Annotated in this window: 23 protein-coding genes; 12 read left to right on the plus strand and 11 right to left on the minus strand. The window is 72.6% G+C overall.

Annotation, left to right across the window (positions count from 1 at the left end; translation table 11 throughout):
• Positions 1–6 precede the first annotated feature (6 nt).
• Both ACTXG6_RS13180 and ACTXG6_RS13185 read right to left on the minus strand, forming a co-directional pair.
• Positions 7–1482 carry a D-alanyl-D-alanine carboxypeptidase family protein gene (locus ACTXG6_RS13180; protein WP_445188070.1) on the minus strand — a complete coding sequence of 492 codons (1476 nt, stop codon included), beginning with the start codon at positions 1480–1482 and terminating at the stop codon, positions 7–9.
• A gap of 168 nt (positions 1483–1650) precedes the next feature.
• On the minus strand, positions 1651–2112 hold the full coding sequence (locus ACTXG6_RS13185) for an SRPBCC family protein (protein ID WP_445188071.1): 462 nt from the start codon (positions 2110–2112) through the stop codon (positions 1651–1653).
• A 136-nt stretch (positions 2113–2248) separates the two neighbouring features.
• Here ACTXG6_RS13185 and ACTXG6_RS13190 point away from each other — a divergent pair, with 136 nt between their 5' ends.
• From ACTXG6_RS13190 to ACTXG6_RS13215, 6 genes are all read left to right on the plus strand, one after another.
• Positions 2249–3394, plus strand: coding sequence for a BMP family lipoprotein (locus ACTXG6_RS13190; protein WP_445188072.1), 1146 nt, complete (start codon positions 2249–2251; stop codon positions 3392–3394).
• A gap of 22 nt (positions 3395–3416) precedes the next feature.
• Positions 3417–4937, plus strand: a complete 1521-nt coding sequence (locus ACTXG6_RS13195) for an ABC transporter ATP-binding protein (RefSeq protein WP_445188073.1) — start codon at positions 3417–3419, stop codon at positions 4935–4937.
• Positions 4934–6127 (plus strand): ABC transporter permease, encoded by a 1194-nt coding sequence (locus tag ACTXG6_RS13200; RefSeq protein ID WP_445188074.1) that lies wholly within the window; start codon positions 4934–4936, stop codon positions 6125–6127. The genes ACTXG6_RS13195 and ACTXG6_RS13200 overlap by 4 nt, the downstream gene beginning before the upstream one ends.
• A complete protein-coding gene (locus ACTXG6_RS13205; RefSeq protein ID WP_445188075.1) occupies positions 6124–7392 on the plus strand; it encodes an ABC transporter permease in 1269 nt (422 codons plus the stop codon). The genes ACTXG6_RS13200 and ACTXG6_RS13205 overlap by 4 nt, the downstream gene beginning before the upstream one ends.
• An 84-nt stretch (positions 7393–7476) precedes the next feature.
• A complete protein-coding gene (locus ACTXG6_RS13210) occupies positions 7477–7881 on the plus strand; it encodes a cytidine deaminase (RefSeq protein ID WP_445188076.1) in 405 nt (134 codons plus the stop codon).
• Positions 7882–7930: 49 nt separating this feature from the next.
• Entirely contained in the window at positions 7931–9241 is a 1311-nt protein-coding gene (locus ACTXG6_RS13215; RefSeq protein WP_445188077.1) for a thymidine phosphorylase, read from the plus strand.
• A gap of 371 nt (positions 9242–9612) precedes the next feature.
• Here ACTXG6_RS13215 and ACTXG6_RS13220 read toward each other — a convergent pair whose 3' ends face one another.
• Positions 9613–10671 carry a PA containing protein gene (locus ACTXG6_RS13220; protein WP_445188078.1) on the minus strand — a complete coding sequence of 353 codons (1059 nt, stop codon included), beginning with the start codon at positions 10669–10671 and terminating at the stop codon, positions 9613–9615.
• Positions 10672–10810: 139 nt separating this feature from the next.
• On the opposite strand from ACTXG6_RS13220, the gene ACTXG6_RS13225 reads away from it, so the two are divergent.
• Positions 10811–11908, plus strand: coding sequence for an adenosine deaminase (locus tag ACTXG6_RS13225; RefSeq protein ID WP_445188079.1), 1098 nt, complete (start codon positions 10811–10813; stop codon positions 11906–11908).
• Positions 11909–11914: 6 nt separating this feature from the next.
• Here ACTXG6_RS13225 and ACTXG6_RS13230 read toward each other — a convergent pair whose 3' ends face one another.
• Both ACTXG6_RS13230 and ACTXG6_RS13235 read right to left on the minus strand, forming a co-directional pair.
• Positions 11915–13171: a primosomal protein gene (locus tag ACTXG6_RS13230; protein ID WP_445188080.1), complete on the minus strand. Its 1257-nt coding sequence runs from the start codon at positions 13169–13171 to the stop codon at positions 11915–11917.
• Between the two features lie 152 nt (positions 13172–13323).
• Positions 13324–13557 (minus strand): hypothetical protein, encoded by a 234-nt coding sequence (locus ACTXG6_RS13235; protein WP_445188081.1) that lies wholly within the window; start codon positions 13555–13557, stop codon positions 13324–13326.
• A 291-nt stretch (positions 13558–13848) separates the two neighbouring features.
• On the opposite strand from ACTXG6_RS13235, the gene ACTXG6_RS13240 reads away from it, so the two are divergent.
• Both ACTXG6_RS13240 and upp read left to right on the plus strand, forming a co-directional pair.
• Entirely contained in the window at positions 13849–14757 is a 909-nt protein-coding gene (locus ACTXG6_RS13240; protein ID WP_445188082.1) for a haloalkane dehalogenase, read from the plus strand.
• A gap of 89 nt (positions 14758–14846) precedes the next feature.
• Positions 14847–15470 (plus strand): uracil phosphoribosyltransferase, encoded by a 624-nt coding sequence (upp, locus tag ACTXG6_RS13245; RefSeq protein WP_445188083.1) that lies wholly within the window; start codon positions 14847–14849, stop codon positions 15468–15470.
• Here the strand turns inward: upp and ACTXG6_RS13250 are convergent.
• The gene (locus tag ACTXG6_RS13250) at positions 15452–16096 is read right to left on the minus strand and encodes a TetR/AcrR family transcriptional regulator (RefSeq protein WP_445188084.1); all 645 of its coding nucleotides are present in this window, start codon (positions 16094–16096) and stop codon (positions 15452–15454) included. The genes upp and ACTXG6_RS13250 overlap by 19 nt on opposite strands.
• Before the next feature lie 80 nt (positions 16097–16176).
• Here ACTXG6_RS13250 and ACTXG6_RS13255 point away from each other — a divergent pair, with 80 nt between their 5' ends.
• Positions 16177–16620 (plus strand): MerR family transcriptional regulator, encoded by a 444-nt coding sequence (locus ACTXG6_RS13255; protein WP_445188085.1) that lies wholly within the window; start codon positions 16177–16179, stop codon positions 16618–16620.
• A 1-nt stretch (position 16621) separates the two neighbouring features.
• Here ACTXG6_RS13255 and ACTXG6_RS13260 read toward each other — a convergent pair whose 3' ends face one another.
• The 4 genes from ACTXG6_RS13260 to ACTXG6_RS13275 all read right to left on the minus strand — a co-directional run bounded on the left by ACTXG6_RS13260 (position 16622) and on the right by ACTXG6_RS13275 (position 21704).
• Positions 16622–17074, minus strand: a complete 453-nt coding sequence (locus tag ACTXG6_RS13260) for a flavodoxin family protein (protein ID WP_445188086.1) — start codon at positions 17072–17074, stop codon at positions 16622–16624.
• Between the two features lie 60 nt (positions 17075–17134).
• On the minus strand, positions 17135–18823 hold the full coding sequence (locus ACTXG6_RS13265) for a phospho-sugar mutase (protein ID WP_445188087.1): 1689 nt from the start codon (positions 18821–18823) through the stop codon (positions 17135–17137).
• A 51-nt stretch (positions 18824–18874) separates the two neighbouring features.
• On the minus strand, positions 18875–19651 hold the full coding sequence (locus tag ACTXG6_RS13270) for a purine-nucleoside phosphorylase (protein WP_445189995.1): 777 nt from the start codon (positions 19649–19651) through the stop codon (positions 18875–18877).
• A 112-nt stretch (positions 19652–19763) separates the two neighbouring features.
• Complete coding sequence (locus ACTXG6_RS13275; protein ID WP_445188088.1) at positions 19764–21704, minus strand: serine/threonine-protein kinase; 1941 nt, start codon at positions 21702–21704, stop codon at positions 19764–19766.
• Between the two features lie 474 nt (positions 21705–22178).
• Between ACTXG6_RS13275 and ACTXG6_RS13280 the strand changes: the two genes are divergently transcribed.
• Positions 22179–23429, plus strand: coding sequence for an amidohydrolase (locus tag ACTXG6_RS13280; RefSeq protein ID WP_445188089.1), 1251 nt, complete (start codon positions 22179–22181; stop codon positions 23427–23429).
• A 158-nt stretch (positions 23430–23587) separates the two neighbouring features.
• Entirely contained in the window at positions 23588–24499 is a 912-nt protein-coding gene (locus ACTXG6_RS13285; RefSeq protein ID WP_445188090.1) for a hypothetical protein, read from the plus strand.
• Positions 24500–24552: 53 nt separating this feature from the next.
• On the opposite strand, the gene ACTXG6_RS13290 is transcribed toward ACTXG6_RS13285, so the two are convergent.
• On the minus strand, positions 24553–25005 hold the full coding sequence (locus ACTXG6_RS13290; RefSeq protein WP_445188091.1) for a gamma-glutamylcyclotransferase: 453 nt from the start codon (positions 25003–25005) through the stop codon (positions 24553–24555).
• Positions 25006–25060: the final 55 nt, after the last annotated feature.

Below are 25060 nucleotides of genomic sequence, written 5' to 3' on the forward strand. Positions count from 1 at the left end.
GCGGCGCTAGTCGGGCAGGTCGGAGCGGGTGGCGGCCGTGCTGTGTCGGCCGGGTGGGCGGCGGCGGGCGACCAGCACCGACAGCAGCGCGCCGAGCAGTGCCCCGCCGCCGATGACCGCGAGGGCGGCGCGCGGGTTCTCGGCCGGCTGGCCGGTCGGCGTCGAGCCGGCCGCGAGGGTGGCCGCGCTGTCCTCGCCGGCCGCTCCGTCCGTTCCCGGGGCGAGCGGCGCCTCGGTGACCAGTTGGCCGACGGGGGGCGTGTCCGCCGGCAGCGCGAAGCCGTAGTCGAGCAGCCGGGCGGCCTGGGTGTCCATCGGGACCGGGTGCGTCTCGCCGCGCATCTGCACCACGACCAGGCGGCGCCCGTGTCGCTCGGCGGCGGTGATCCGGGTGTGCCGGGCGTCGTCGGTGAACCCGGTCTTGCCGCCGAACGTGCCGGGGTACTCGGTCAGCATGTGGTTGTCGTTGCTGATCTGGAAGCCGGGCAGGTCGCCGCGCCCCGGCCAGTCGAACAGGCGGGTCCTGCTGATCTCCGCGAAGACCGGCTGCTTGATCGCCTGCCGGTAGAACAGCGCGAGGTCGTAGGCCGAGGTGGACATCCCCGGGGCGTCCAGGCCGGACGGGCTGGTCGGCCGGGTGTCCAGCGCACCCATCGCCACGGCGGTCTGCGACATGTCCCGCAGCGTCGCCGGCACGCCGCCGAGCTGGCGGGCCAGCGCGTTGGCCGCGTCGTTGCCGGAGTTGAGGATCAGTCCGGTGAACAGCTGGTGCACCGTGTACGTGCCGCCGGGGCCGACGCCGACCCGGCTGCCCGGGGCGTCCGCGTCCGCCTCGGTGCCTTGGACCTGGGTGTTCATGTCCAGCTTGTTCATGATCACGAGTGAGGTGAGGATCTTGAGGCAGGACGCGGGGCGCTCGCGGGCGTGCGGGCTGCGCGCGGCAAGCACCGCGCCGCTGTCCAGGTCGGCGATGATCCAGGACACCGAGTCCTCGACACTGGGCGCCGGCGGCCCGCCGGGGGGCAGCACGTTCCCGCACTCGCCCATCCTCGGCCCGCCGACCGGTTGCGCCGGGACCGGCAGCGGCGGTGGCGCGAGCGTCCCGGCGTGGGGAGTCTCGGAGGCGTCGATCGCCGGCGGCGGGGCCGCCGCGACGGTGCAGTTCGCATCGGAGACGCTGGGTGCGTTGTGCGCGGGGGATGGTTTGTGCGCGGCGGGCGCCTTGGCCGCGGGGCGGGCCGGGTGCCCGCTGGCCCCGGGGCGAGCGGCGTGCCCGGTGGGCACGCGGCGGTTGGCGGCCGCGGCGGGCGAACTGGGTGTGGTGTCCGTGCCGGGCGTGGTGTCCGAACGGGATACGGGGGGCGGGCCGGTGTCCGAATTGGGCGAGGTCGGCGGCGGTTCGGGGCTGTCGGTCTCCGCGAACGCCGGGCCGGCGGTGCCCAGCACGAGGAACAGCGCGGCGCCCAGTCCCGCGAGTGCCACGGAGATACGTCGGCCAGTCACGTCCGCAGAGGTTAGTCGAGCCGCCCGGACTGTTCCGGATGCGTCCGGATGCAGTCGCCCGAGCGTGTTGTTACCGAGCTGCACCCCAGGCATGTCGGGTGCGACAAAAACCTGCCTGGTGTGCAGCTCGGTAACAAGGGGGACCGGTCAGCTGGCGGCGGTGGCGCGCTCCGCCTCGGCCTTGACGGCGGCGAGCGTGCGGCCCATGCCGTCGCACATCTCCTCGTCCAGCTTGCCCCGGAACAGCAGTTTGGCGAACATCCGGATCGGTGCGATCGGCTCGCCGACCCGGTGCCGCCACTGGGTGAGCAGGGTGCCGCCGTCCTCAGTGGGCTCGAGCCGCCAGCCCCACTGCATCTTGTTCTCGAGCACCTGGAATGCGAACTTGCTGGACTGCTCGCACTCGATCACCTTGCAGTTGGTGGGCCAGCGGGCCATGCCGCGCTTGTTGAACCCGATGAACCGGGCGCCCACCGCCGGCCCCGACGCGCCCAGGATCCACTTGCCCCCGGTGTTGCCCGGGCTGAACCTGCCGTACTTGGTCACATCGCTGACCAACGGCCACACCTGCTCGGGGGCCGCCTCGATGGTCACACTGGCCTCGTCCATAACGCCTCCCTTGTCGATCGCAATGATTCTGGTCTGTGAACGACTCGGGCAAGTCCTGGTCACGCGCCGGTACCGGCTAGTAGCGTGCCCGCGGGGCGAGCGGGGTTGCCGTCCGTGTGCAAAACGGAGGTGGGGAATGCGTCGAGCGACGGTGCTGACCGCGGTGCTGTTGGCCGCGGCGGTCGCTCTGGTGGGTTGTGCGAAGGACTCCGGCTCGACCGGCTCGGCGGCCAGCGGCGCATCCACCGACTGCAAGCGCAACCCGGCACCCACCGGCGCTCCCGCGCCCGCCGCGCCGCCCGTCGCCGCCCCCGGAACGAACGCCGGCGCGCTCAAGGTCGGGATGTCCTTCGACGTGGGCGGGCGCGGTGACGCGTCCTTCAACGACGCCGCCGCCGCCGGGCTGGACCGGGCCAAGGCGCAGCTCGGGGTCGCCGACAGCAAGGAGCTGACCGCCGCGGTCGGCGAGAGTGAGGACGCCACCAGCGGCAGGCTGCGCCAGCTGGTCTCCGGTGGCTTCAACCCGGTCATCGCGGTGGGCTTCAAGTACGAGCCGGCGGTCGAGGCGGTCGCGCCGACCGCGCCGAACGTCAAGTTCGCGCTGATCGACAGCACCGCCGACGGCGTCCCCAACGTGACCCCGCTGCTGTTCGCCGAGCAGGAGGGCTCGTTCCTGGTCGGCGCCGCGGCCGCGCTGAAGACGAAGACCTGTCACATCGGTTTCGTCGGTGGCGTGCAGACCCCGCTGATCCAGAAGTTCGAGGCCGGCTTCAAGCAGGGCGCCAAGGCGGTCGCCCCGGACATCAAGATCGAGACCAGCTACCTCTCCCAAGCAGGTGACCTGAGCGGCTTCAACGACCCGGCGAAGGGCCAGGAGGCGACGAAGGGCGAGATGGACGCCGGCGCGGACATCATCTACGCGGCGGCCGGCGCGTCCGGGTCCGGCGCGTTCCGCGCGATCAAGGCGGCCAGCACCGCGCAGAACCCGAAGTGGGGCATCGGCGTCGACTCCGACCAGTACAACGACAAGACGCTGGCCGACGTCAAGGACGTCATCATGACCTCGATGGTCAAGCGGGTCGACGTGGCCGTGTACGACTACATCTCGGCGGTGGCCAGCAACAACGTGGCCAGCATCCCGAAGGTCTTCGACCTGAAGGTGGACGGCGTCGGCTATGCCACCTCGGGCGGCTTCGTGAACGACATCAAGGGTGACCTGGACGCCTACAAGGCTCAGATCATCAACGGTGCGATCAAGGTGTCCACCACCCCGGCGCAGTGACGAACGGCGCCGAGCGATCACTGTGAACGCGAACCTGGCCGTCCAACTGGCCGGCATCAGCAAGAGCTTCCCCGGCGTGGTCGCGAACAGCAACGTCGACCTGCGGGTCAAGGCCGGCGAGGTGCACGCGCTGTGCGGGGAGAACGGGGCCGGCAAGTCGACCCTGATGAAGATCCTCTACGGCATGCTGCAGCCGGACTCCGGAACCATCGAGGTGGACGGCAAGCCGGTGCGGTTCCGCTCGCCGTCGGACGCGATCAAGGCCGGCATCGGCATGGTGCACCAGCACTTCATGCTGGCCGACAACCTCACCGTGGCGGAGAACGTGCTGCTCGGCGCCGAGGCCCAGCACGGCATCGGTGCCAAGGCGCGGCGGCGGATCGCCGAGCTGGCCACCACCACCGGCCTGCGCGTCGACCCGAACGTGGAGCTGGCCAGACTCGGGGTCGCCGACCGGCAGCGGGTGGAGATCCTCAAGGTGCTCTACCGCGGCGCCCGGGTGGTGATCCTGGACGAGCCGACGGCGGTGCTGGTGCCGCAGGAGGTCGACGAGCTGTTCGGCACCGTGCGGGAGATGCGCGGGCAGGGCTACACGTTCCTGTTCATCTCGCACAAGCTGGACGAGGTGCGGTCCATCGCGGACACCATCACGGTGATCCGCCGGGGGCGCTGCGTCGGCACGGTGGACCCGAACGCGGTGACCAGCCGCCGGCTCGCGGAGATGATGGTGGGCACCGAGCTGCCCGACCCCGGCACCCGGCAGTCCACCGTCACCGACCGCGAGATACTGCGCGTCGACGGCCTCACGCTGCTCGCCGAGAGCGGTGACCGGCGGGTGCTGGACGAGGTCAGCCTGGTGGTGCACGCCGGCGAGGTGCTCGGCATCGCCGGCGTCGAGGGCAACGGGCAGACCGAGCTGGTGGAGACCATCATGGCGATGCGCCGGGCGGCGTCCGGGCAGGTTCTGCTCGGCGACGGGGCCGAGCGCGTCGACCTGACCCCGCTGGCCACCCTGGGCCGGCGGGAGGCGGGCATCGGCTACGTCCCGGAGGACCGCACCCGGCACGGCCTGCTGCCCAGCCAACCGCTGTGGGCCAACCGGGTGCTCGGTTACCAGAGCCGCCGCCCGATCGCCCGGGGGGTGCTGCTGGACGTCGCCGCGGCCAGGGCGGACACCGAGCGGATCGTCACCGAGTTCGACGTGCGCACCCCGGGGGTCGAGGTGCCGGCGGCCGCGCTCTCCGGCGGCAACCAGCAGAAGCTGGTGATGGGCCGGGAGCTGTCCGGCGAGCCGGTGCTGCTGATCGCCTCGCACCCGACCCGGGGGGTGGACGTCGGTGCCCAGGCGATGATCTGGGACGCGATCCGGGCCGCCCAGCGCGGCGGGCTCGCGGTGCTGCTGGTGTCGGCCGACCTGGACGAGCTGATCGGGCTCTCGGACACGATCAAGGTGATGCTGCGCGGGCGGCTGGTGGCCGATGCCGACCCGGCGACGGTCACCCCGGAGCAGCTCGGCGCCGCGATGACCGGAGCCGAGGCGTGAGCGGCTGGCTGCGTGGGCGGCTGCTCGCGCCGGTGTTGGCGGTGCTGTTCTCCGCGCTGCTCTGCGGGGCGGCGCTGCTGGTCAGCGGGGACGCGCCGGGGACCGCGCTGCGGGTGATGTTCAGCCAGGTCGGGCAGGGCAGCACGGCGGTCGACATCGTGAACAGCGCCGCCGTGTACTACCTGTCCGGGCTGGCGGTGGCGCTGGGCTTCCAGATGAAGCTGTTCAACATCGGGGTGGAGGGCCAGTTCCGCCTCGCCGCCTGCGTGGCCGCGATCGTCGGCGGGGCATGGGTGCTGCCACCGGTCCTGCACACCGTGGTGATCATGCTGGTCGCCGTGCTGGTCGGCGCCGGCTGGGCCGGGGTCGCCGCGCTGCTCAAGGCCTACCGGGGCGTCAGCGAGGTCATCTCCACGATCATGCTGAACGCGATCTCGACCGGGGTGATCGCCTACCTGATCCGGCCGGACACGTTCGGTGTGCTCGAGGGCAACAACATCTCCACCAAGCCGATCGAGCCCAGTGGCCAGTTCCCCGGCATTTCGCTCGGTGACCGGGGCACCGTGTTCGGCATGGTGTTCGTGGCCGCCGCGCTCGGCTTCGGCTACTGGTTCATGCTCGGCCGCACCCGGTTCGGGTTCGAGCTCAAGGCCTCCGGCGAGTCGCCGACCGCGGCCGCCGCCGGTGGGGTGAACGCGCGCCGGATGACCGTGCTGGCGCTGCTGCTCTCCGGTGCGGTGGCGGGTCTGGTCGGGCTGCCCGAACTGCTCGGCCGCGACTACGCCTACACGCTGAACTCCCCGCAGGGCTACGGCTTCACCGGCATCGCGATCGCCCTGCTCGGCCGCAACAACCCGGTGGGGATCGCGGCCGGCTCGCTGCTCTGGGCCTTCCTGGACAAGGCCGCGCTGGCACTGGACAACGTCGGCGTGCCCCGGGAGATCGCCGTGATCATGCAGGGGGTGACGGTCATCTCGGTGGTGATCGCGTACGAGATCGTGCGCCGCTACGAGCTGGCCGCGCAGCGCCGCAGGGTGGCTTCCGAGGCGAGCCTGACGCTCACCCCGGCCGGGCCGCCCGGGACCGCCGGGCCGCCCGGGACCGGTGAGCCGGGGGCCGCCGGGCCGTCCGGGACCGCCGGGTCGGGGGCCGCCGCGGCGTCGTCCGAGACCGCTGGGGAGGCTCGGTGACCACGCTGAACCCGGCCGGCGCGCCGATCACCGTGCCGGCCGGACCGCCCCCGAAACGCCGGGTGCCGGGCTGGGCGCGGGGTGCCGGCGCCGCCGCGGCGGCGGTCGTGGTGCTGGTGGTGACCTCGGCGCTGACCGGCCAGCACGAGCTGACCTCGTCCGGCACCGCGCAGGCGGCGCTGCGGCTGCTGCTGCCGATCCTGCTCGCCGGGCTGGGCGGTCTCTGGGCCGAACGCGCCGGCGTGATCAACCTCGGGCTCGAGGGCATGCTGATCCTCGGCACCTGGGGCGGCGCGTTCGCCGGGCTGGCCTGGGGACCATGGGCGGCGGTGCTCGGCGGCGTGGTGTTCGGCGCGCTGGGCGGGCTGCTGCACGCGCTGGCCACCGTCACCTTCGGCGTCAACCACATCGTCTCCGGTGTGGCCATCACGCTGCTCGCCGCCGGGCTGACCAAGTACCTGTCCACCCTGATCTTCCAGCCGACCTCGCACAACCCGCGCCAGTCCGCGCCGCTGACCGGGTTCGACACGTACTCGGTGCAGCCGCTGGGCAACTGGCTGGGCACCGTGGAGGACCGGCACACCCCGGTGCTGTCCGACCTGGCCGGGCTGCTGCGCGGGCTGGTCACCGGGTTCACCCCGCTGGTGCTGCTCGGGCTGGCGCTGGTGCCGATCAGCTACTGGGTGCTCTGGCGGACCCGGTTCGGGCTGCGGCTGCGCTCCTGCGGTGAGAACCCGTACGCCGCGGAGTCGCTCGGGGTGAACGTCTACCGGTACAAGTACGCGGCCATGGTGGCCTCCGGCGGGCTGGCCGGGCTCGGTGGCGTGGCGCTGGTGCTCAACCCCGGTCAGCTCGGTTACCTGGAGGGTCAGACCGGTGGGCGCGGCTACATCGGCCTGGCCGCGATGATCTTCGGCAACTGGCGGCCGGGCGGGTTGCTGGCCGGCTCGGCGCTGTTCGGCTACGTGGACGGGCTGCAGCTGCGGGCCGGTGGCCAGGCGGTGCACGACCTGCTCTACGGCGCGTCGCTGCTGGCCATCGTGGTCGCCATCGCCTGGGCACTGCGGCGGCGCTGGCTGGCCTCGGTGTTGGCGGCGGCCGCCGCGATCGCCGCGTACGCGGTGTACTTCCTCACCGACACGGTCCCGAGGGAGTTCGCCACCTACGCGCCGCAACTGGTCACCCTGGTGGTGCTGGCGGTGGCGGCGCAGCGGCTGCGTCCACCGGCCGCCGACGGCCTGGAGTACCGCCGCGGCTCGGAGTAATCGCAGCTCAGTGCCCGTGAGTGGCGAGTGGTCTCAGGGGACCACTCGCCACTCACGAGGGCTGAGCAGGGGAAATGGGGGGCGGTGAACGCAGTGGGCGCGGTCGCGGTGGACTGGGCGGCGTTGCGGGCGGCGGCGGTGGCGGCGGCGGGCAACGCCTACTGCCCGTACTCCGGGCTGCGGGTGGGCGCGGCGGCGATCTGCGACGACGGGCGCGTCGTGCTCGGCTGCAACGTGGAGAACGCCTCGTACGGGCTCGGACTGTGCGCGGAGACCACGATGGCCGGGCAGCTCCGGTTGACCGGCGGCGGCCGGTTCGTCGCGGTGGCCTGCCGGTCCGGCGACGGTGTGGCGCTGACCCCGTGCGGACGGTGCCGGCAGGTGCTCTACGAGCTGGGTGGCCCGGACTGCCTGGTGGACACCCCGGGCGGCCCCAGGGCGATGCGCGAGCTGCTGCCCGACGCATTCGGCCCGGCCGACCTGCCCTGACCTCGTGACCTCTGAGTGACCTCCGAGTGACCTCTGACCTGGGGAGCGCATGACGCCGAACGCGGTTGACGTGATCAAGGCCAAGCGGGACGGCGGCCGGCTGACCGACGAGCAGATCGACTGGGTGGTCGCCGGCTACACCGCCGGCGCGGTGGCCGAGGAGCAGATGGCCGCGCTGGCGATGGCGATCCTGCTGCGCGGGATGGACGCCGCCGAGACCGCCCGGTGGACCCAGGCGATGATCGACTCCGGCGACCGGCTGGTGCTCTCCACCGGGGGCCGGCCGTTGGTCGACAAGCACTCCACCGGGGGCGTCGGCGACAAGATCACCTTGCCGCTCGCCCCGCTGGTCGCGGCCTGCGGGGCCGCCGTGCCGCAGCTGTCCGGGCGGGGGCTGGGACACACCGGCGGCACCCTGGACAAGTTGGAGGCGATCCCGGGCTGGCGCGCCGAGCTGACCGACGAGCAGATCCGCGCCCAGCTCGCCGAGGTCGGTGCCGTGGTCTGCGCGACCACGCCGAGGCTGGCGCCGGCGGACCGCAAGCTCTACGCACTGCGCGACGTAACGGCCACCGTGGAGTCCTTGCCGCTGATCGCCAGCTCGATCATGAGCAAGAAGATCGCCGAGGGCGCCGACGCACTGGTGCTGGACGTGAAGGTCGGCTCCGGGGCATTCATGAAGACACCGGAGCAGGCCCGGGAACTTGCCACCGCGATGCTCGACATCGCGGCCGCGCACGGACTGCGCTGCGCCGCGCTGATCACCGACATGTCGGTCCCGCTCGGTCGGGCGGTCGGCAACGCGCTGGAGGTCGCCGAGGCGGTCGAGGTGCTGCGCGGCGGCGGTCCGCCGGACGTGGTGGAGCTGACCGTGCGGCTGGCGCGGGAGATGCTCGCGCTGGTCGGGCTCGGGCCGCCGCACGGACCGGACCCCGCCGAAGTACTGGCCAGCGGCGCCGCCGAGCCGGTGTGGCGGGCCATGATCGCCGCCCAGGGCGGTGACCCGGACGCGGCCCTGCCCGAGGCCCGGACCGTCGAGCCGCTGCTCGCCGAGCGGGACGGGGTGCTCGCCGGCTGGGACGCGTACCCGGTGGGCGTGGCGGCCTGGCTGCTCGGTGCCGGGCGGGCGCGCAAGGAGGACGCGGTGGACGCGGCGGCCGGGATCCGGCTGCTGGTCGGGATCGGTGAGCCGGTGGTCGCCGGCCAGCCGTTGCTCGAGCTGCACACCGACCGGCCCCACTCGCTGCCGGCCGCCCGGGCCGCGCTGGCCGGAGGGCCGCGGCTGGCTCCCGAGGGCGCGCCCACCCCGGGCCGGCCGCCGCTCGTGCTTGCCGCGCTCGGCAGTGCGACCCAGCCGTAACCGGTCCCGCGGCCGCCGCTCGCGCGGCCGCCCCCGGGATCGCGCGGCCGCCGCTCGCGCGGCCGCCCCGGGGCCGCGACCGGTCATAGCCGGTCAGCACCAGGAAGCCGTCGTACAGGCCGCTGAGCGGGCCGCTGGGGCGTCACCGGGTCCAACCTGGTCGTCGAGCCCCGCCCGGCGGTAGCGAGCCCCTGAGCGGCCCGGGGACCGGCACCGCCCCGGGGACCGGCACCGCCCCGGGGACCGACACCGCCCCGGGTGGACCGACACTGCCCGGGAGACCACACCGCCCTGGAGACCACACCGCCGGACCAGCGGCGTGGCTGGTCCGGCGATGGAGGCGTAGCGGGCCGCGATCGGCGGCCGGTGGATCAGTCGTCGACGAGCAGGTCGTCCACCGGCTCGTCGGGCGTGGTGCCGTTGCGTCCCTTGATCGCGGCCTTCGCCCGGCCGCGGCGCTGGGCCGGTCGGGGGGCCGGCATCGGCATCTGGGCGGCGTGCGCGCCCGGGCCACGGCCCAGGATGATCTCGGCGAAGGTGGCCATCGCCTCGTCCAGCTGACCGGCGTTGCGGCGCTCGGACTCCTGGTTCGCGTGGTGCACCAGTGCGGTCAGCGACTCCTTGTCCGGGCGGGCGCCGACCGTGCTGTCCACCGCGTCGAGCCGCTTGGTGACGTCCTCGAGCTTGTTGCCCAGGTTGTCCAGCCGGGCGGCCAGCGCGTTGAAGTGGTCGGTCGGGTCGACCGCGGGGCGCTGGCCCAGCTCGGTCAGCTTGCCGTGCAGCCCGGTGCCGGTCTCGCCGATGAGCTGGCGCAGGCCGTCGCCGGTCTGCTCGGAGGCCCGGCGGTACTCCTCGCGGTTGCCCTCGAGCTGGTGGCGCACGGCATCGTCGATCTCGTCGAGGCGGCCACGCAGCGCGCTCTCGGAACCGCTGAGCCGCTCCTTGACCGGGCCGGTGATCGCCCCGGGCAGGCCGTCGAGGCGCAGCTCGTGGCGGTCCAGGCGGTTGTCCAGGTCGTCCAGGCGCTTGTGCAGGCCGGCGAGCTTGTCGTCCAGGCCCTCCATCCGCCCGGCAATGCCCTCCATCCGGCCGGACACACCGTCGAGGCGGCCGTCCAGCTGCGCGAACGGTTTGGCCAAGCGGTCGACGAGCGCGTCCACCGAGCGGCCGACAGCGGCCACCGAGGCGTCCTGCGCGTCGAGCTTGGCCACCGTCTCGTCCAGCCGCTCGGCCAGCACGCTGACCTCGGTGCGGTCCGGGAGCTCGGCGAGCCGCTTGCGCATGGAGCCGAGCGCATCGAGCGTCGCGAGCCGAGCGTGGATCTCGTCCAGGGAGTCGAAGATCTGCTGCTGTTCGCTGTCGCGGATCTCAGCGGCACGCATCAGCATGCTGCGCATCCGATCGAACGACAGGGTCTGTTGATCACTCACGGCGTTGACGCTTTCGTCGAACGGAAAGGGGGAGCTGACGCTGACAGCGTATCGAGTAGCTGAGCGTCACTCCCACGGGTTGGGCGGTTCGACTTGCCTCACCCAATAGGTGGGGGTATAGGACGGAAGGGTGACAGTTGTGAACCAGGTTCCGGTCCCGCTCACCTACGAGCACGTCCGCGCTGCGCCAAAAGTGCTGCTCCACGACCATCTGGACGGTGGGCTACGACCGAGCACAGTCGTTGAGCTGGCGGAGTCCAGCGGTTACCGGTCGTTGCCCACCCGCGATCCCGGCGAACTCGGCGCCTGGTTCACCTCAGCGGCCGACTCCGGCTCCCTGGAGCGCTACCTGGAGACCTTCGCGCACACCGTCGGCGTGCTGCAGGACCGGGCCGGGCTGGTCCGGGTCGCCGCCGAGTGCGCCGAGGACCTGGCCGCCGACGGCGTGGTCTACGCCGAGATCCGCTACGCCCCCGAGTTGCACGCCGAGCGGGGGCTGGCGTTGGAGGAGGTGGTCGAGGCGGTGCTGGAGGGTTTCCAGCTCGGCACCGCGCGGGCCGCGACGGCCGGGCACCGGATCCGGGTCGGCTGTCTGCTGACCGCGATGCGGCACGCCGCACGGTCCCGGGAGATCGCCGAGCTCGCCGTGCGGTACCGCGACGCCGGTGTGGTCGGCTTCGACATCGCGGGGGCGGAGGCGGGGTTCCCGCCCACCCGGCACCTGGACGCGTTCGAGTACGTGCGGCAGCAGAACTCGCACTTCACCATCCACGCCGGCGAGGCGTTCGGGCTGCCGTCCATCTGGGAGGCGCTGCAGTGGTGCGGCGCGGACCGCCTGGGGCACGGCGTGCGCATCGTCGACGACGTGTCGGTCGGGTCGGACGGCCAGGTGACGCTCGGCCGGCTCGCCGCGTACGTGCGGGACAAGCGGATCCCGCTGGAGATGTGCCCGTCGTCGAACATCCAGACCGGCGCCGCCAAGTCGATGGCCGACCATCCGATCGGCCTGCTCGCCCGGCTGCGGTTCCGGGTCACGGTGAACACCGACAACCGGCTGATGTCGGGCTGCAGCATGACCAGCGAGCTGACCGACCTGGCGCACACCTTCGGCTACGGCTGGGCGGACCTGCGCTGGTTCACCGTGAACGCGATGAAGAGCGCGTTCATCGGCTTCGACGAGCGGCTCGCGCTGATCAACGACGTGATCAAGCCGAGGTACGCCGAGCTGATCGGCTGAGCCCGGTCAGGGGCGGCGGAGGCGCTGGACCAGGCCGTCGACGAGAGCGTTCCACCGCTGCGCCTCGGCGTCGAACGGCGGGCTGGGGGCCAGCCGGGTCGGGTCCGGGCGGAGCACGAACGAGGTCAGCCAGCCGAGGCTCTGCGACGGCCGCAGTGCGATCGCGGCGGTCTCGTCGCCGGCCCACTCACCCACGTCGAGCAGCAGTTCGACGCCGAGGTCGAGCTGGCTGGGGTCGACGTCGGTCGGGCCGTCCGCGAGGTCCTCGCCCAGTCCGGAGAGCTGATAGGTGTTCTGCGGGTCGAGCTCCACGACGAGCTCGCCGGCCGCGGCCTTGGCGATGACCTCCGGCCAGGTGGAGGTCGCGGTGAGGTCGTGCCCGTCGGCGCCGGCCTCGGCCAGGTGGCGGACCAGTGCGCGGGCCGAGGGCAGCGCGTCGATCAGGCCGTCCCTGCCGAGGAACACCGGCTTGTCGTTGAGGTAGCAGCGCAGCGTGTAGTGGTCGACATCCTTGGCGCTGATCAGGATCGGGTCGATGCCCACCGACTCCCAGAAGGCCACCGCCTCGCTGACCTCGGTGGTGGTAGTGGCCGGGGGTGTGGTGGCCGCCCCGGCCTCGGGGTCCGCCGCGGCGTCCGGGTCCGGTTCGGTGAGTACCACGCCGGTCTCGGCGGCCAGCTCCCGGCGGGCGGTGGCCAGCGCGGTCGGGTCGACCTCCGGCACGATCACCACCGCGTCCAGCGCGTCGATGACCTCGTCCCAGCGGGCCACGATGGTGTCGGCCAGCTGCTCCCAGAGTTTGCCGCCCTCACGGCCGTTGAACGCCCAGGTGCCGCGCTCCAGCAGGCCGAACCCCTCAGCGGCGTTCAGTACCTCGTGCACGGCGGTGAGCTCACAGGTGTCGGCCAGTGAGCGGACCAGTGTGGTGATCCCGGCCAGCTCGCTGACCGTCCAGGTGTCCGGCTCGTCGGCCACGATCTCCGGTACGCCGACCAGGTCGTAGCACTGGTCCTCCTCGGGCACCAGCTCGGCCACGGTGAGCTGCAGGACCTGCGGCCAGGCCGGATGGTCGTTCAGATCGTGATCGCTGACCGTGCGCACGTACGCCGCCAGCGCGGCGGTGTCCGGGAAGGCGTGCACCGCCTCCTCGTCGCCGAGGAAGCCTTCCCACTCCTCGCCGTCCTCGCGCCACCGGGGCGCCCACAGCGTGATGAGGTCGCCGGCGGTCAGCGAGAGCTGAATCGGCACGATGTCCATGGCCACGGCTCGCAGGGTAGCCAGCCCTCGCCACCCACCGGGTCCCGGCGTGCCCCGGACGCCGAGTCCCGGGGTCGGTCACCGACCTCCCGGGTGGATCGCCGGGTCGGCCCGGTGGGGCCGACCCGGCGGAACGCTCGGTGCGGGGAACCCGGAGATCAGCTCGCGTCGTGCAGCCGGACCACGCCGACGCTGACGTCCGTGAGGCCGCCCTCGTCGAATTCATGGCGAAGGCGATCCGCCTTTAATGTGGCCGCCATACCGTCGTACGGGCCGTGCGCATCGACCTCCCCCGTCTGCGGATCAACGGCGAGAACAATATAGCCATCGCATTGCCCGAGTTGCTCCGCCGCCGCAACCAATGCTGCATTTGCTTGTGCGTGCTCTGGCACTTTGATCACCTCCTGACGACTGTCTCCTCATAAGTACAGCGGGCCGAGAGGGGAGAACGTGTCACTCATTCACGGATACCACCCGTTTGGGTCAGGCTCACGGGTCACTGTGGGTGACTTGACTGAGAGACGTCCGTGTGCGTGACCCCCCGGCGCCCACCCGCGGTCGGCCGCGTTGACATAACCGCAGGTGGCGACGATTTCCCAAAAATGTTGCCGCTTGCAACATATTGCACGGGTCGGTACCCTGGGGAGCAGACCGGAGGACCCTCAGGGTGGCAGGATCAGGCCATGCGGACCCTGCGTACTTCCGAGGATCTATTCGGTTCGGTACCTGATTTCCATTACGACCCATGTTATGCGGAACTGTCAGATGATGACGGATCCACATTGCGAATAGCGTACATTGAGGCCGGACCAAAAAGTGGTCCGGTCACTCTGCTGATGCACGGTGAACCCACATGGTCGTTCCTCTATCGGATGATGATCCCCGTGTTGGCGGACGCCGGGTTGCGCGTTGTTGCGCCAGACCTGGTCGGGTTCGGCCGTTCGGACAAGCCGACTGAGCCATCCGATCACTCTTATGCGCGGCACGTGGAGTGGATCCGGGCGCTGGCCTTCGACGTACTCGAGCTGCGGGACGTGACGCTGGTCGGGCAGGACTGGGGCGGGCTGATCGGCCTGCGCCTGGTGGCCGAGCAGCCGGACCGGTTCGCCAGGGTGGTCGCGGCGAACACCGGGCTGCCCACCGGCGACGTGGACATGCCGGAGGTGTGGTGGCAGTTCCGGCGGGCCGTGGAGAAGGCCCCGGCGCTGGACATCGCCCGGCTGGTGGCCAGCGGCTGCCGGCACGCGCCGACGCCGGCCGTGCTGGCCGCCTACGACGCGCCCTACCCCGACGAGTCGTACAAGGTCGGCCCCCGGGTGATGCCCACGCTGGTGCCCACCCGACCGGACGACCCGGCCACGGAGGCCAACCGGGCGGCCTGGGCAGTGCTGCGCACGCTGGACATCCCGTTCCTCTGCCCGTTCAGCGACGGTGACCCGATCACCGCCGCGATGGCGCCGATCCTGAAGCGGACGATGCCCGGCGCGCTCGGCCGCGAGCACCCGACGATCACCGGCGCCGGCCACTTCCTGCAGGAGGACGCCGGCCCCGCCCTGGCCGAGGTGATCGCCGACTTCGTCCGCTCGACGTAGGAGGGTCCGCCGCCGCCGCCGGGGGATTTGCGCGGGCGGAGGGCGATACACGGCATGGGGCCGAGCGACCGGCCAGTACGGTTCCCGGCATGGACCTGCTCGCGGTGGATCACCCGCTCGTGAAGACCTGGCTGTCCACACTGCGCGACCGGCACACCGACGACGCGGCGTTCCGTGCCGCGCTGCGTGAGCTGACCGGCATGCTGGTGTACGAGGCCTGCCGGGACTCCGAGCTGGTCAGCGCCTCGATCGACACCCCACTGACCAGCACAACCGGCTACCGGTTGGCCAAGCCACCGCTGCTGGTGCCGGTGCTCCGCGCCGGGCTGGGCATGGCCGAGGCCGCGCTGGAGCTGCTGCCGCAGGCGCGGATGGGTTTCGTCGGCGCGGCTCGGGACGAGCGCACCCACCGGCCGGTGCCCTACATGGCCTCGCTGCCCGAGTCGCTGGTCGGGCACCCGGTGTTCCTGCTCGACCCGATGCTCGCCACCGGCGGCACCCTGGTGCACGCGGTGGAGCTGGCGATGGCCAGGGGCGCGACGTCGATCACCGCAATCTGTGTGTTGGCTGCCCCGGAGGGACTGGAGACGGTCGCGGCGAGCGGGCTGCCGGTCCGGGTGGTCACCGCGCAGGTCGACGAGTGCCTGAACGAGGACAAGTTCATCGTGCCCGGCCTCGGCGACGCCGGGGACCGTCAGTTCGGCCCGTTCTGAGCGGCCTGAGCACCTGACCGCTGGGCGTCCGGCGCGGTGCGCCAGCCGTTGCCCAACGCGCGGAAGGCGAACCGGTACAGCTCCGTCGGCTCGCCGGAGCCGGCCGGCAACAGCGCGCGCAGCTCGAGCGAGACCAGCCCGTGCACGGTGGCCCACATCGAGGCGGCGATTCGGACCGGGTCCTCGTCGATCAGCAGCCCGGCGTCGATGGCCCGCCGCACCGCGTCCAGCAGCGGGCGGAAGGTGGCCAGGCCGCGTACGACGGAGTCCGGCTCCGGTGTCATCGCACCACCCACCGGTCCGAACATCACCTGGTAGAAGTGCGGCTCCTCGAGCGCGCTCGCGCGGTATGCCGCACCGAGCGCGGCCAGGTCGGCGATCGGGTCGGCGGTGGGCTCGACCGCATCGAGGCGTTGGCCGAACCGGGCGAACGCCTCCTCGTACACCGCATTCAGCAGCTCCGGCTTGCCGCCGAACAGCGAGTACACCGCCGTGGTCGAGGTACCGACCTGGGCGGCGAGCTTGCGCAGGCTCAGCGCGTCCGGCCCGTCCTCGGACAGGGTGCGGACCGCCTGTTCGAGCAACCGAACGCGCAGCGCCTCGTCGTGGACCTTCGGGCGGGGCATTCGGGGAGGCTAACCCAACCGCGCGCGCCGGCCCGGTAGCGGTTGACCTGGAGTGCACTCCAGCGCCTACCGTCGGACCCGTGACGACCACAGTGCGGCCCTCGGCCCCCACGCCGGGGACCGGCCAGTCCAGCTTCACCATCGCGGAGGTGGCGGCGCGCAGCGGCATGTCCGCCGACACGCTGCGATACTACGAACGGATCGGCTTGATCGACCCGCCGGCGCGCAACTCGGCCGGCCGCCGCGCGTACCGGCCGGAGGACCTCGACTGGCTCGACTTCCTCAACCGGATGCGGGACACCGGCATCCCGCTCCGGGCGCTGCGCGAGTACGCCGCGCTCCGCCGGGTGCGCACCGAGGCCACCACGGCGCGGCGCAAGCAGATCCTGGTCGAGTACCGCCGCGACGTCGAACGCCGGATGGCGCGCCTGCAGACCAGCCTGGACGCGCTGGACTACAAGATCAGCAACTACGAGCTGGTGGAGCGCAAGCTCGCCGCCGTCTCGCCCGCCGAGGACCGCTGAGTCAGTCCATCAGGGTGGCGGCCACCGTGGCTCCGAGCTCCCAACACGCCTCGAGCGCCTTCTTGTCCGGGCTGCCGGTGACCACCACCGGGGCGCACACCTGCTTCCAGTCCAACCCGTCGGCGATCGACCCGACCGCCTTCACCGCGCCCTCGGTGCCCAGGTTGCCGTGCACGAACAGCCCGTACGGCCGGCCCCGGGTGTCGTCGAGCACCGGGTAGTACACCTGGTCGAAGAAGTGTTTGAGCGCGCCGGACATGTAGCCGATGTTCGCCGGCGTGCCGAGGATCAGCCCGTCGGCGGCCAGCACGTCCGAGGCGGTGGCGGCCAGCGCGGCGCGGCGCACCACGTCCACGCCGGTGATCTCCGGGTCGGTGGCGCCGCGCAGCACCGCGTCGAACATCTCGGCGGTGGCCGGCGACGGCGTGTGGTGGACGATCAACAGCGTGGGCACGGGGACAGTGTGCCGCCCCGAGCTCGACGCACCGGGCGTGCCGGTCCACGCACAGCGACTCTACTGGCCGGTAAGTTCGGTCCCGCCGGCCGGCCGTGCCTCCGGCGCACCGATCATGGCGCTGACCTGCGCGCGCAGTGTGTCCAGCCGGTCCCGTGCCCGTCCCCGGGCGGCCCACAGCGCGGGGGTGTCCGCCGGCGCCGGCTCGACGACCTCCAGGTAGGCCTTCAGCTTGGGTTCGGTACCGGACGGCCGGATCACCGCGCGGGTGCGTGGGCCGGTCAGTACGAACACGTCCGGTGCCGGGCGGCTCAGCTCACCGGCGCCGGCCGGCCCGCCGGGTCCGCTGGCCAGCCGGGCCACCGCCTCGGCGCGCTGCTCCGGCGTCACCAGCACGGTCACCGCCTCGGTCAGGTACACGCCGTGTGCCATCGCCAGCTCGTCGAGCGCATCGAGTAGCGAGCCGCCGGCGGCGCGGCGGGTGGCGGCCAGGTCGGCGGCCAGCACCGCGGCGGCGATGCCGTCCTTGTCCCGCACCGCGTCCGGGTCGACGCAGTACCCCAGCGCCTCCTCGAAGCCGAACACGAACCCCTCGCCGGCCCGGACGATCCACTTGAACCCGGTCAGCGTCTCGGCGTACCGGGCGCCGCGGGCGGCGGCCACCGCGCGCAGCTGGGTCGAGGACGCCACCGTCGTGGCCACCAGCGGGTCGGGGTGCACGGCGCGGTCCGACGTGGCCAGTAGATGATCACCGAGCAGCACGCCGGTCTCGTTGCCGGTGAGCATCCGCCAGCCGCCCGGGCGGCTCGGGTCCGGCACGCCGAGCGCGCAGCGGTCCGCGTCCGGGTCGAGCGCCACGGCCAGGTCGGCGTGCACCTCGGCGGCCAGCGCGAGCAGCGCGTCGGTGGCGCCCGGCTCCTCGGGGTTCGGGAACGCCACCGTCGGGAAGTCCGGGTCCGGGGCGGCCTGGCCGCGTACCACGTGCACGTCGTCGAACCCGGCGCGGCGCAGCGCGTGCACCGCGACCGCACCGCCCACCCCGTGCATCGGGGTGAGCGCGATCCGCAACGCTCGGGCGGTGCCCCGGGGCAGCCGCGCGACCCGGTCCAGGTACTCCTCGAGCAGGTCGGCGGGGTCGATCGGGGTGACCGGCGCGGTGTCGATCGAGCGGGCCGCCGGCGCGGCGGCGATGGCGGCCTCGATCTCGGCGTCGGCCGGCTCGACCAGCTGAGCGCCGTCGGACAGGTAGACCTTGTACCCGTTGTCCGCCGGCGGGTTGTGCGACGCGGTGATCTGGACCCCGGCGACGGCCTGGCGGGCGCGTACCGCGTAGGCCAGCACCGGCGTGGGCAGCGGCGTGGCCAGCGCGTACACCCGGAACCCGGCGCCGGCGAGCACCTCCGAGGCGGCCACCGCGAACTCGGCCGAGCCATGCCGGGCGTCCCGGCCGATGACCACCGTGCCGCCGCCGTGCCCGTGCGCGCCCAGCCAGCTCGCCAGCCCGGCGGTGGCGCGGCGCACCACGGCGACGTTCATCCCGGCCGGGCCGGCGCGCACCGGTCCACGGAGCCCCGCGGTGCCGAAGCGCAGCATGCCGGCCATCCGCTCGGCGAGGTCCTCCGCCGGCGCAAAGGGGGCGCCGGCCAGTGCCGCGGCGAGCAACCGCTGCAGCTCGTCCCGGGTGGCCGGGTCCGGGTCGTCAGCGATCCAGCGCAGCGCCGCATCCCGGACCGCCGGCGTCAGGCTCACGTCTCGCCCCGTGCCCGGCTCACGCCCCGACCCCGCGCCCGCCCAGCCCGCTCACGCCTGGGTCACCAGCTCGCGCAGCAGCTCGCCCATCCGGCCGGCCGCCGCGTCACCCGCCTCGATGACCTCCTGGTGGCTCAGCGGTTGCCCGCTCAGCCCGGCCGCCAGGTTCGTCACCAGGGACAGCCCGAACACCTCCAGCCCAGCTGCCCTCGCCGCGATCGCCTCCAGCACGGTGGACATGCCGACCAGGTCGGCGCCCATCGTGCGCAGCATCCGGATCTCCGCCGGGGTTTCGAAGTGCGGGCCGGGCAGGCCGGCGTAGACGCCCTCCTCGAGCGATCCGTCGATGCGCTGGGCCAGTGCGCGCAGCCGCGCCGAGTACAGGTCGGTGAGGTCGACGAACCGCGCGCCGACCAGCGGTGAGCGGGTGGTCAGGTTCAGGTGGTCGCTGATCAGCACCGGCTGGCCGACGGCGAGGCCCTCCCGGATGCCACCGGCCGCGTTGGTGAGCACCACCAGCCGGCAGCCGGCGGCGGCCACCGTGCGGGTCGCGTGCGCCACCGCCGCGATCCCGTGGCCCTCGTAGTGGTGGGTGCGGCCGAGCAGGACCAGCACGCGGTGCGACCCGACGAGTAGCGAGCGGATGGTGCCGCCGTGCCCGACCGCGGCGGGCGGGACGAACCCGGGCAGCTCCGACATCGCCACCTCGGCGATCGGCGTACCGAGTGCGTCCGCCGCCGGCCGCCACCCGGAGCCGAGCACCACCGCCACGTCGTGCCGGTCCACCCCGGTGCGGGCGGCCAACCCGGCGGCGGCATCGGCCGCCAGGCTCTCCGGATCGACGGTGTTCCCCGGGTGGGTCGGGTGTGCCGGGCTGTCCGGAGTGGTGGTCAAGGTCGCGGCTCCCTCGGGGTCGGTCTCAGGTTCGGTGCCCGCCGGTTCACGGCTGGAACCCCTGGGCGATGGTGGCGAACAGCTGCTCGGACTCGGCGCCGGCCCGGTCCGCGGGCACGGTCAGCTGGACCACCCACACGTCGTCGCCGACCGGAATGAGCTGGGCGTAGCTGAACCGGCTGGAGGTGCCCTGCGAACCGGTCCGGTCGGACCAGTACCGCACCTGGTTGGGCGGCACCTGCTGCACGACGACCTTGGCCACGCCGAGCACCCCGGCGGTGAGCCCGTTGCTGAAGTCGGCGGCCGTCGCGGGCTGGGTGCGGGTGCCCACCAACTTGTCGACGCGCACCTCGCGCGCGCCGTCCGGGCTCACGAACCGCACCGAGGCCACGTTGTTCGCGCCGATCAGTCGGTACTCCTCCCAGCCGGCCGGCACCGAGGCGGTGAAGTTCAGCGCGCCGGCGCCGTAGCGCTGCGCGGAGTCGACGTGGTTGGTCATCGGGGTGGCCGTGCTGCTGCCGCCGGCCGGGCTGACCACCGCGGTGGTCAGCGGGGACTGCCCGACCAGCACCCGGGTGCCGGTCCAGCCGCCGGCCGCCCCCAGTACCACCGCCAGGGCGCCGACCAGCACCAACGGCAGTGCCCAGCGGCTGCTCGCCCCGGCCTGCGGGTGGGCCAGTGAGGGTGGTGGTACCGGCCGGTTCACCGGTGGCCGGACCGGCGGCGCCGGCTGCCAGCTGGGCCGGGCGCGCATCCCCTGGTTGTTCATCACCTGGTTGCCCATGGGCTGGCTGCCGGGACCGTGGTCGCCGCCCCGGGGTGAGGTGGGCAGCGGCCCGGGATCCGGGGCGAGCGGGGCGGCGCCGGACCACTGGCCGGACGGGGCGGGGGTCGGACTGGGCCTCGGCCGGGGCGGCGCGCTCGACGCGGAGCCTCGCGCGGCCGCGCCCGAGGCACTCGGGGCCCGGGTGGGCGAGCCGGCCCGGTTCGGCGAGCCGGCCCGGTTCGGCGAGCCGGCCTGGTTCGGCGAGCCGGCCCGGTTCGACGACTCGCCGACCTCCGCCGGTTCGCCGATCCGGTCCGCGGTGGGGGCGGGCGGCGGCGAGTAGGCGTCCACCGAGCCGGGGAAGAGCGGGTCGTCCGGGTCGGCGAGCAGCGGCCGGAGCCTGCGCCGCGCCTCGACCAGCGACATCCGCCGCTCCGGGTCCTTGACCATCAGCGCGGAGATCACCTCGCCGAGCGGGCCGCCCATCTGCACCCTGGGTACCTGCGCGTGCACCACCGCGGTCACCGTCTTGACCGGGTCGCCGTCCACGTCGTAGGGCGGCCGGGCCTCGACGGCGGCGAACAGGGTGGCGCCGAGGCCCCACAGGTCCGCCGCCGGGGTGACCGGCAGCCCGGAGGCCACCTCCGGCGCGATGTAGGCCGGTGAGCCGAGTACCAGCCCGGTCTGGGTCATGGTGACGTCGTTCGTCTTGCGGGCGATGCCGAAGTCGGTGAGCTTGATCCGCCCGTCGTGCGCGACCAGCACGTTGCCGGGCTTGACGTCCCGGTGGGTGATGCCGGCCCGGTGCGCGGCCTGCAGCGCGGCGGTCATCGCCAGCCCCACCGAGGCGGCCTGCCCGACACCGAGGCGGCCCTGCTCGCCGATCACCTCGGACAGGTTCCGGCTGGGCAGCAGCTCCATGACGACGAACGGGTCACCGGACACGTCCACCACGTCGTACAGGGTGATCACGTTGGGGTGCGACAGCCCGCCGAGGGTGCGTGCCTCGCGCATCATGCGCTCGCGCATCGAGGCGACCTCGCCGGTCGGCACCCCGGGCGGCACCTTCAGCTCCTTGATGGCCACCGAGCGGTGCAGCACTTCGTCGTACCCGGCCCAGACCGTCCCCATCGCGCCGCTGCCCAGCGGCGCGGTGAGCCGATACCGGCCGGCGATCCGGCGCGGCTCGGTCTCCTCTGGGGTAGACCCGGATTCGGACATGTGCGCCATTCTCCCGATGCTGTTGCACCCTGCGTGCCTCGGTCACCGTTTTTCTCGCCGGCGGCGCCGAACCCGGCCGAATCGGCCGTTCGGGACCGGGTGACGCCGGGGCGTTCGGCATCGGCCCGGCGTGCGGTGAGCGGCCGGCTGGGACCCTCGCGGCGGTGAGCCTCGGGAGTTGGCGGCAGCCCGCGGGCCGGCCTCGCCGGAGCTGACCGGTGAGCGATATCACTGTCCGCTCGTCGGCTCAGATACTACCGGTTGTCTGACCTGCCTAGCCGTCCGCAGCAGATCAGTAACACTTGAGCGCGAGGAATCCGAGAACGGCCGGATTCTAGTGATTCCGGCCATCCGGGTGATGCACCATTGCACGGATAGCGACGATGGTCGGGGTGGCGGTCACGCCCACAAGGCGATGAATCGGCCACCTGGGTCAACGTTGACATCGAACGGATTGAATCGGTGGTGGTACCGGTGTCTGTGCTTGATGCGCGCACCGAAGTACTGGCTGCGCAGGCGATCGGCCCGATTGAGCCGGTGACCGACATGGGCCAGGGCAAGGGGCCAGGCTGGCTGGACAGTTGGCTCGCGACGCACAACCGCGATCTGGTGTCCTGGCGGCGCGCTATACACGCGCGCCCCGAGCTCGCCCGGCAGGAACGGCTGACCACAGCGCTCGTGGCGGCCCGACTGACCGAGGCCGGACTGAGTCCGAAGGTAGGTGCCGCCGGCACCGGTCTGATCTGCGACGTCGGCGCCGGCGACCACTGCGTCGCACTGCGCGCCGACCTCGATGCGCTGCCGCTGCGCGAGATGACCGGGCTGAGCTTCGCCTCGACCATGGACGGCGCCATGCACGCCTGCGGTCACGACGCGCACACCGCCATGCTGCTGGGCGCCGGGCTGGCCCTGGCCGAGGCCCCGATGCTGCCCGGCCGGGTCCGGCTGATCTTCCAGCCGGCCGAGGAGGTGCAACCCGGCGGCGCACTGGACATGGTGGCCAGCGGTGCGCTCAAGGATGTCGAGCGGATCTTCGCGCTGCACTGCGACCCTCGGCTCCCGGTCGGCCAGCTGGGCACGAAGGCCGGCCCGATCACCTCCGCGTGCGACCTGCTGGAGATCAGCCTCACCTCGCCTGGTGGGCACACCTCGCGCCCGCACCTGACCGCTGACCTGGTGTACGCCCTGGGTCTGCTGATCACCCAGCTCCCCGGCCTGCTGTCCCGCCGGCTCGACCCGCGCTCCGGCACCGTGTTGGTGTGGGGCGCCGTCGAGGCCGGTTCCGCCGCGAATGCGGTGCCGCAGAACGGTGTCCTGCGTGGCACGCTGCGCACCGGTGACCACCGGATCTGGACCGAGCTGGAGCCGCTGGTCCGGTCCCTGGTGGGGGCGCTGCTGGCCCCGCTCGGGGTGGGTTACGTGCTGGATCACCGCCGTGGGGTGCCCCCGGTGCACAACGAGCCGTTGAGCGCGGGGCTGCTGCACGACGCCGCCGTGGCGGCCGTCGGCCCGGACGGCGCGACCAGCACCGAGCAGTCCAGCGGTGGCGAGGACTTCGCCTGGTACCTGGAGGACGTCCCCGGCGCGATGGGGCGACTCGGGGTGTGGTCCGGCGACGGCCCGCAGAAGGACCTGCACCAGCCGACCTTCGACCTCGACGAGCGTGCGCTGCCGGTCGGCGTCCGCGTCCTGGTCCACGCCGCCCTGGCCAGCCTCGCCGCCTGACCCCACCCCGCCGACCTTCCGCGAGTCGGGACTCTCAGCACACTGAGTCGCGCGTTTCAGCACACCGATGCGCGCGACGTTATCCACACCGCATGCGTTTATCCACAGACACGAGTCAGGCTCCTCCATAGCCCGCCCGTAGTCGGCACCGTTGAGCGATGGATAGCGACGGCGGCGGTGGTTTGCACGGTGCCTACTTACAGGCCGACCTGATCGAACGAGTCGGCCGCTACCGGGTGCGGGCGGCGCTCGGTAATGGTGCTCTGCAACGGCTGTGGCAGCGGGTCCTGGTCGAGTCGAAACGCGAGCTCGACGTACGTACCCGGTCCGCGGCCGCTCTCTTGCTGCACGGCCCATCGTCGGTGATCGCCGGCCCGTCGGCGGCCTGGCTGCACGGGTGCACGGCGATCGACGCGACCAGCACCCATGTACTCGTGCCGTACGGGCATCCGTCGCGGAGCCGTGCGGGCCTGGTCGTGCACAACGGCCCGCTGCCAGGCGATGACGTGATCGAGCTGGACGGCCTGCGCACGCTCACTGTGGAGCGGGTGGGTTGTGATTTGCTCTGCACTGCTCGACCGCGCGACGCCATTGCGGTTCTCGACCAGATGCTGGCGGCGCTGCCCGAGGAGGAGCGTGAGCGGTTCCGCGCCCAAGTCGATCAGCGCCTCGCCCGCCGCCGCGATCCACGCGGTACCAGGCGGGGGGCTCGGCTGCTCGGACTGGCCACCGGCCGAGCGGAGTCACCGCCGGAGAGTTGGCTGCTACTCGAAGTGGTGGACCTGGGTTATCCGCCGCCCTCGGCAAACTGGCCGCTCTACTCGCCGGACGGCGCCTTGCTCTACCGGCTCGACCTGGCGTGGCCGGACCTGCGCATCGCGTTGGAGTACAACGGCTACGCGGTGCATGCCGACCGTGTGCTCGCCGACAAGCGCCGTGCGGAAGACCTTCGGCGGCGTGGCTGGATCGTGCTGGCGGTCACCAGCGCCGACCTGGTCGACAACCAACGGCTGGACCGCGTGCTCCACGGCGCGTTCGTACAACGCGGGCACGGGCAACGGGTGTGCTGAGAGTCCCGACACAGTGTGCTGAGAGCCCCGACTCGCGGGAGGTTCGGGGGTGGTTAGGGGCCTACCTTGCGGCTGGGGCGGGTGCGTAGGGCTTGGACGTAGTCGTCGGGTGCGCCGGCCTGCTCGGCGGCGTCGGCCATCACGCCCAGGTAGCGGGCCGAGGGGAGGCCGCCCTCGTAGGCGTCCAGCACGTACAGCCAGGCCAGCTCAGTGCCCTGCAGGGTGTGCACCCGCAGCCGCAGCTTCTTGTGCAGCCCGAGCTCGCCGCCCTCCCACCGGTCCAGGGTGGCGACGTCCTGGTCGGGGACGTCGTAGAGCACGACGAACACCTGCGAGGTCTCGTCCTCGACCACGGTGGACAGCGCGCCCTCGGGCCCGTAGTCCTCACCGCCGAAGGTCAGCCGCCAGCCCATCAACCAGCCGGTGCCGGACATGGGGGAGTGCGGGCACCGCTCTTTCATCTGAGCGGGATCCATGTTCGACCCGTAGGCGGCGTAGAGCGACACGCGGACAGCGTAGGCCAGCGCCGTTCCGAACGGGCGGCCGGCTCGCGGGCCTGAT

The sequence above is a fragment of the Pseudonocardia sp. Cha107L01 genome, from assembly GCF_052566575.1.

What these genes read in the sequence shown, in the direction of transcription:
- upp (WP_445188083.1), top strand. Translation starts at nt 14,847, where the DNA reads ATGGACCTGCTCGCGGTGGATCACCCGCTCGTGAAGACCTGGCTGTCC.
- ACTXG6_RS13240 (WP_445188082.1), top strand. Translation starts at nt 13,849, where the DNA reads ATGCGGACCCTGCGTACTTCCGAGGATCTATTCGGTTCGGTACCTGAT.
- ACTXG6_RS13190 (WP_445188072.1), top strand. Translation starts at nt 2,249, where the DNA reads ATGCGTCGAGCGACGGTGCTGACCGCGGTGCTGTTGGCCGCGGCGGTC.
- ACTXG6_RS13215 (WP_445188077.1), top strand. Translation starts at nt 7,931, where the DNA reads ATGACGCCGAACGCGGTTGACGTGATCAAGGCCAAGCGGGACGGCGGC.
- ACTXG6_RS13185 (WP_445188071.1), bottom strand. Translation starts at nt 2,112, where the DNA reads ATGGACGAGGCCAGTGTGACCATCGAGGCGGCCCCCGAGCAGGTGTGG.
- ACTXG6_RS13275 (WP_445188088.1), bottom strand. Translation starts at nt 21,704, where the DNA reads ATGTCCGAATCCGGGTCTACCCCAGAGGAGACCGAGCCGCGCCGGATC.
- ACTXG6_RS13250 (WP_445188084.1), bottom strand. Translation starts at nt 16,096, where the DNA reads ATGCCCCGCCCGAAGGTCCACGACGAGGCGCTGCGCGTTCGGTTGCTC.
- ACTXG6_RS13285 (WP_445188090.1), top strand. Translation starts at nt 23,588, where the DNA reads ATGGATAGCGACGGCGGCGGTGGTTTGCACGGTGCCTACTTACAGGCC.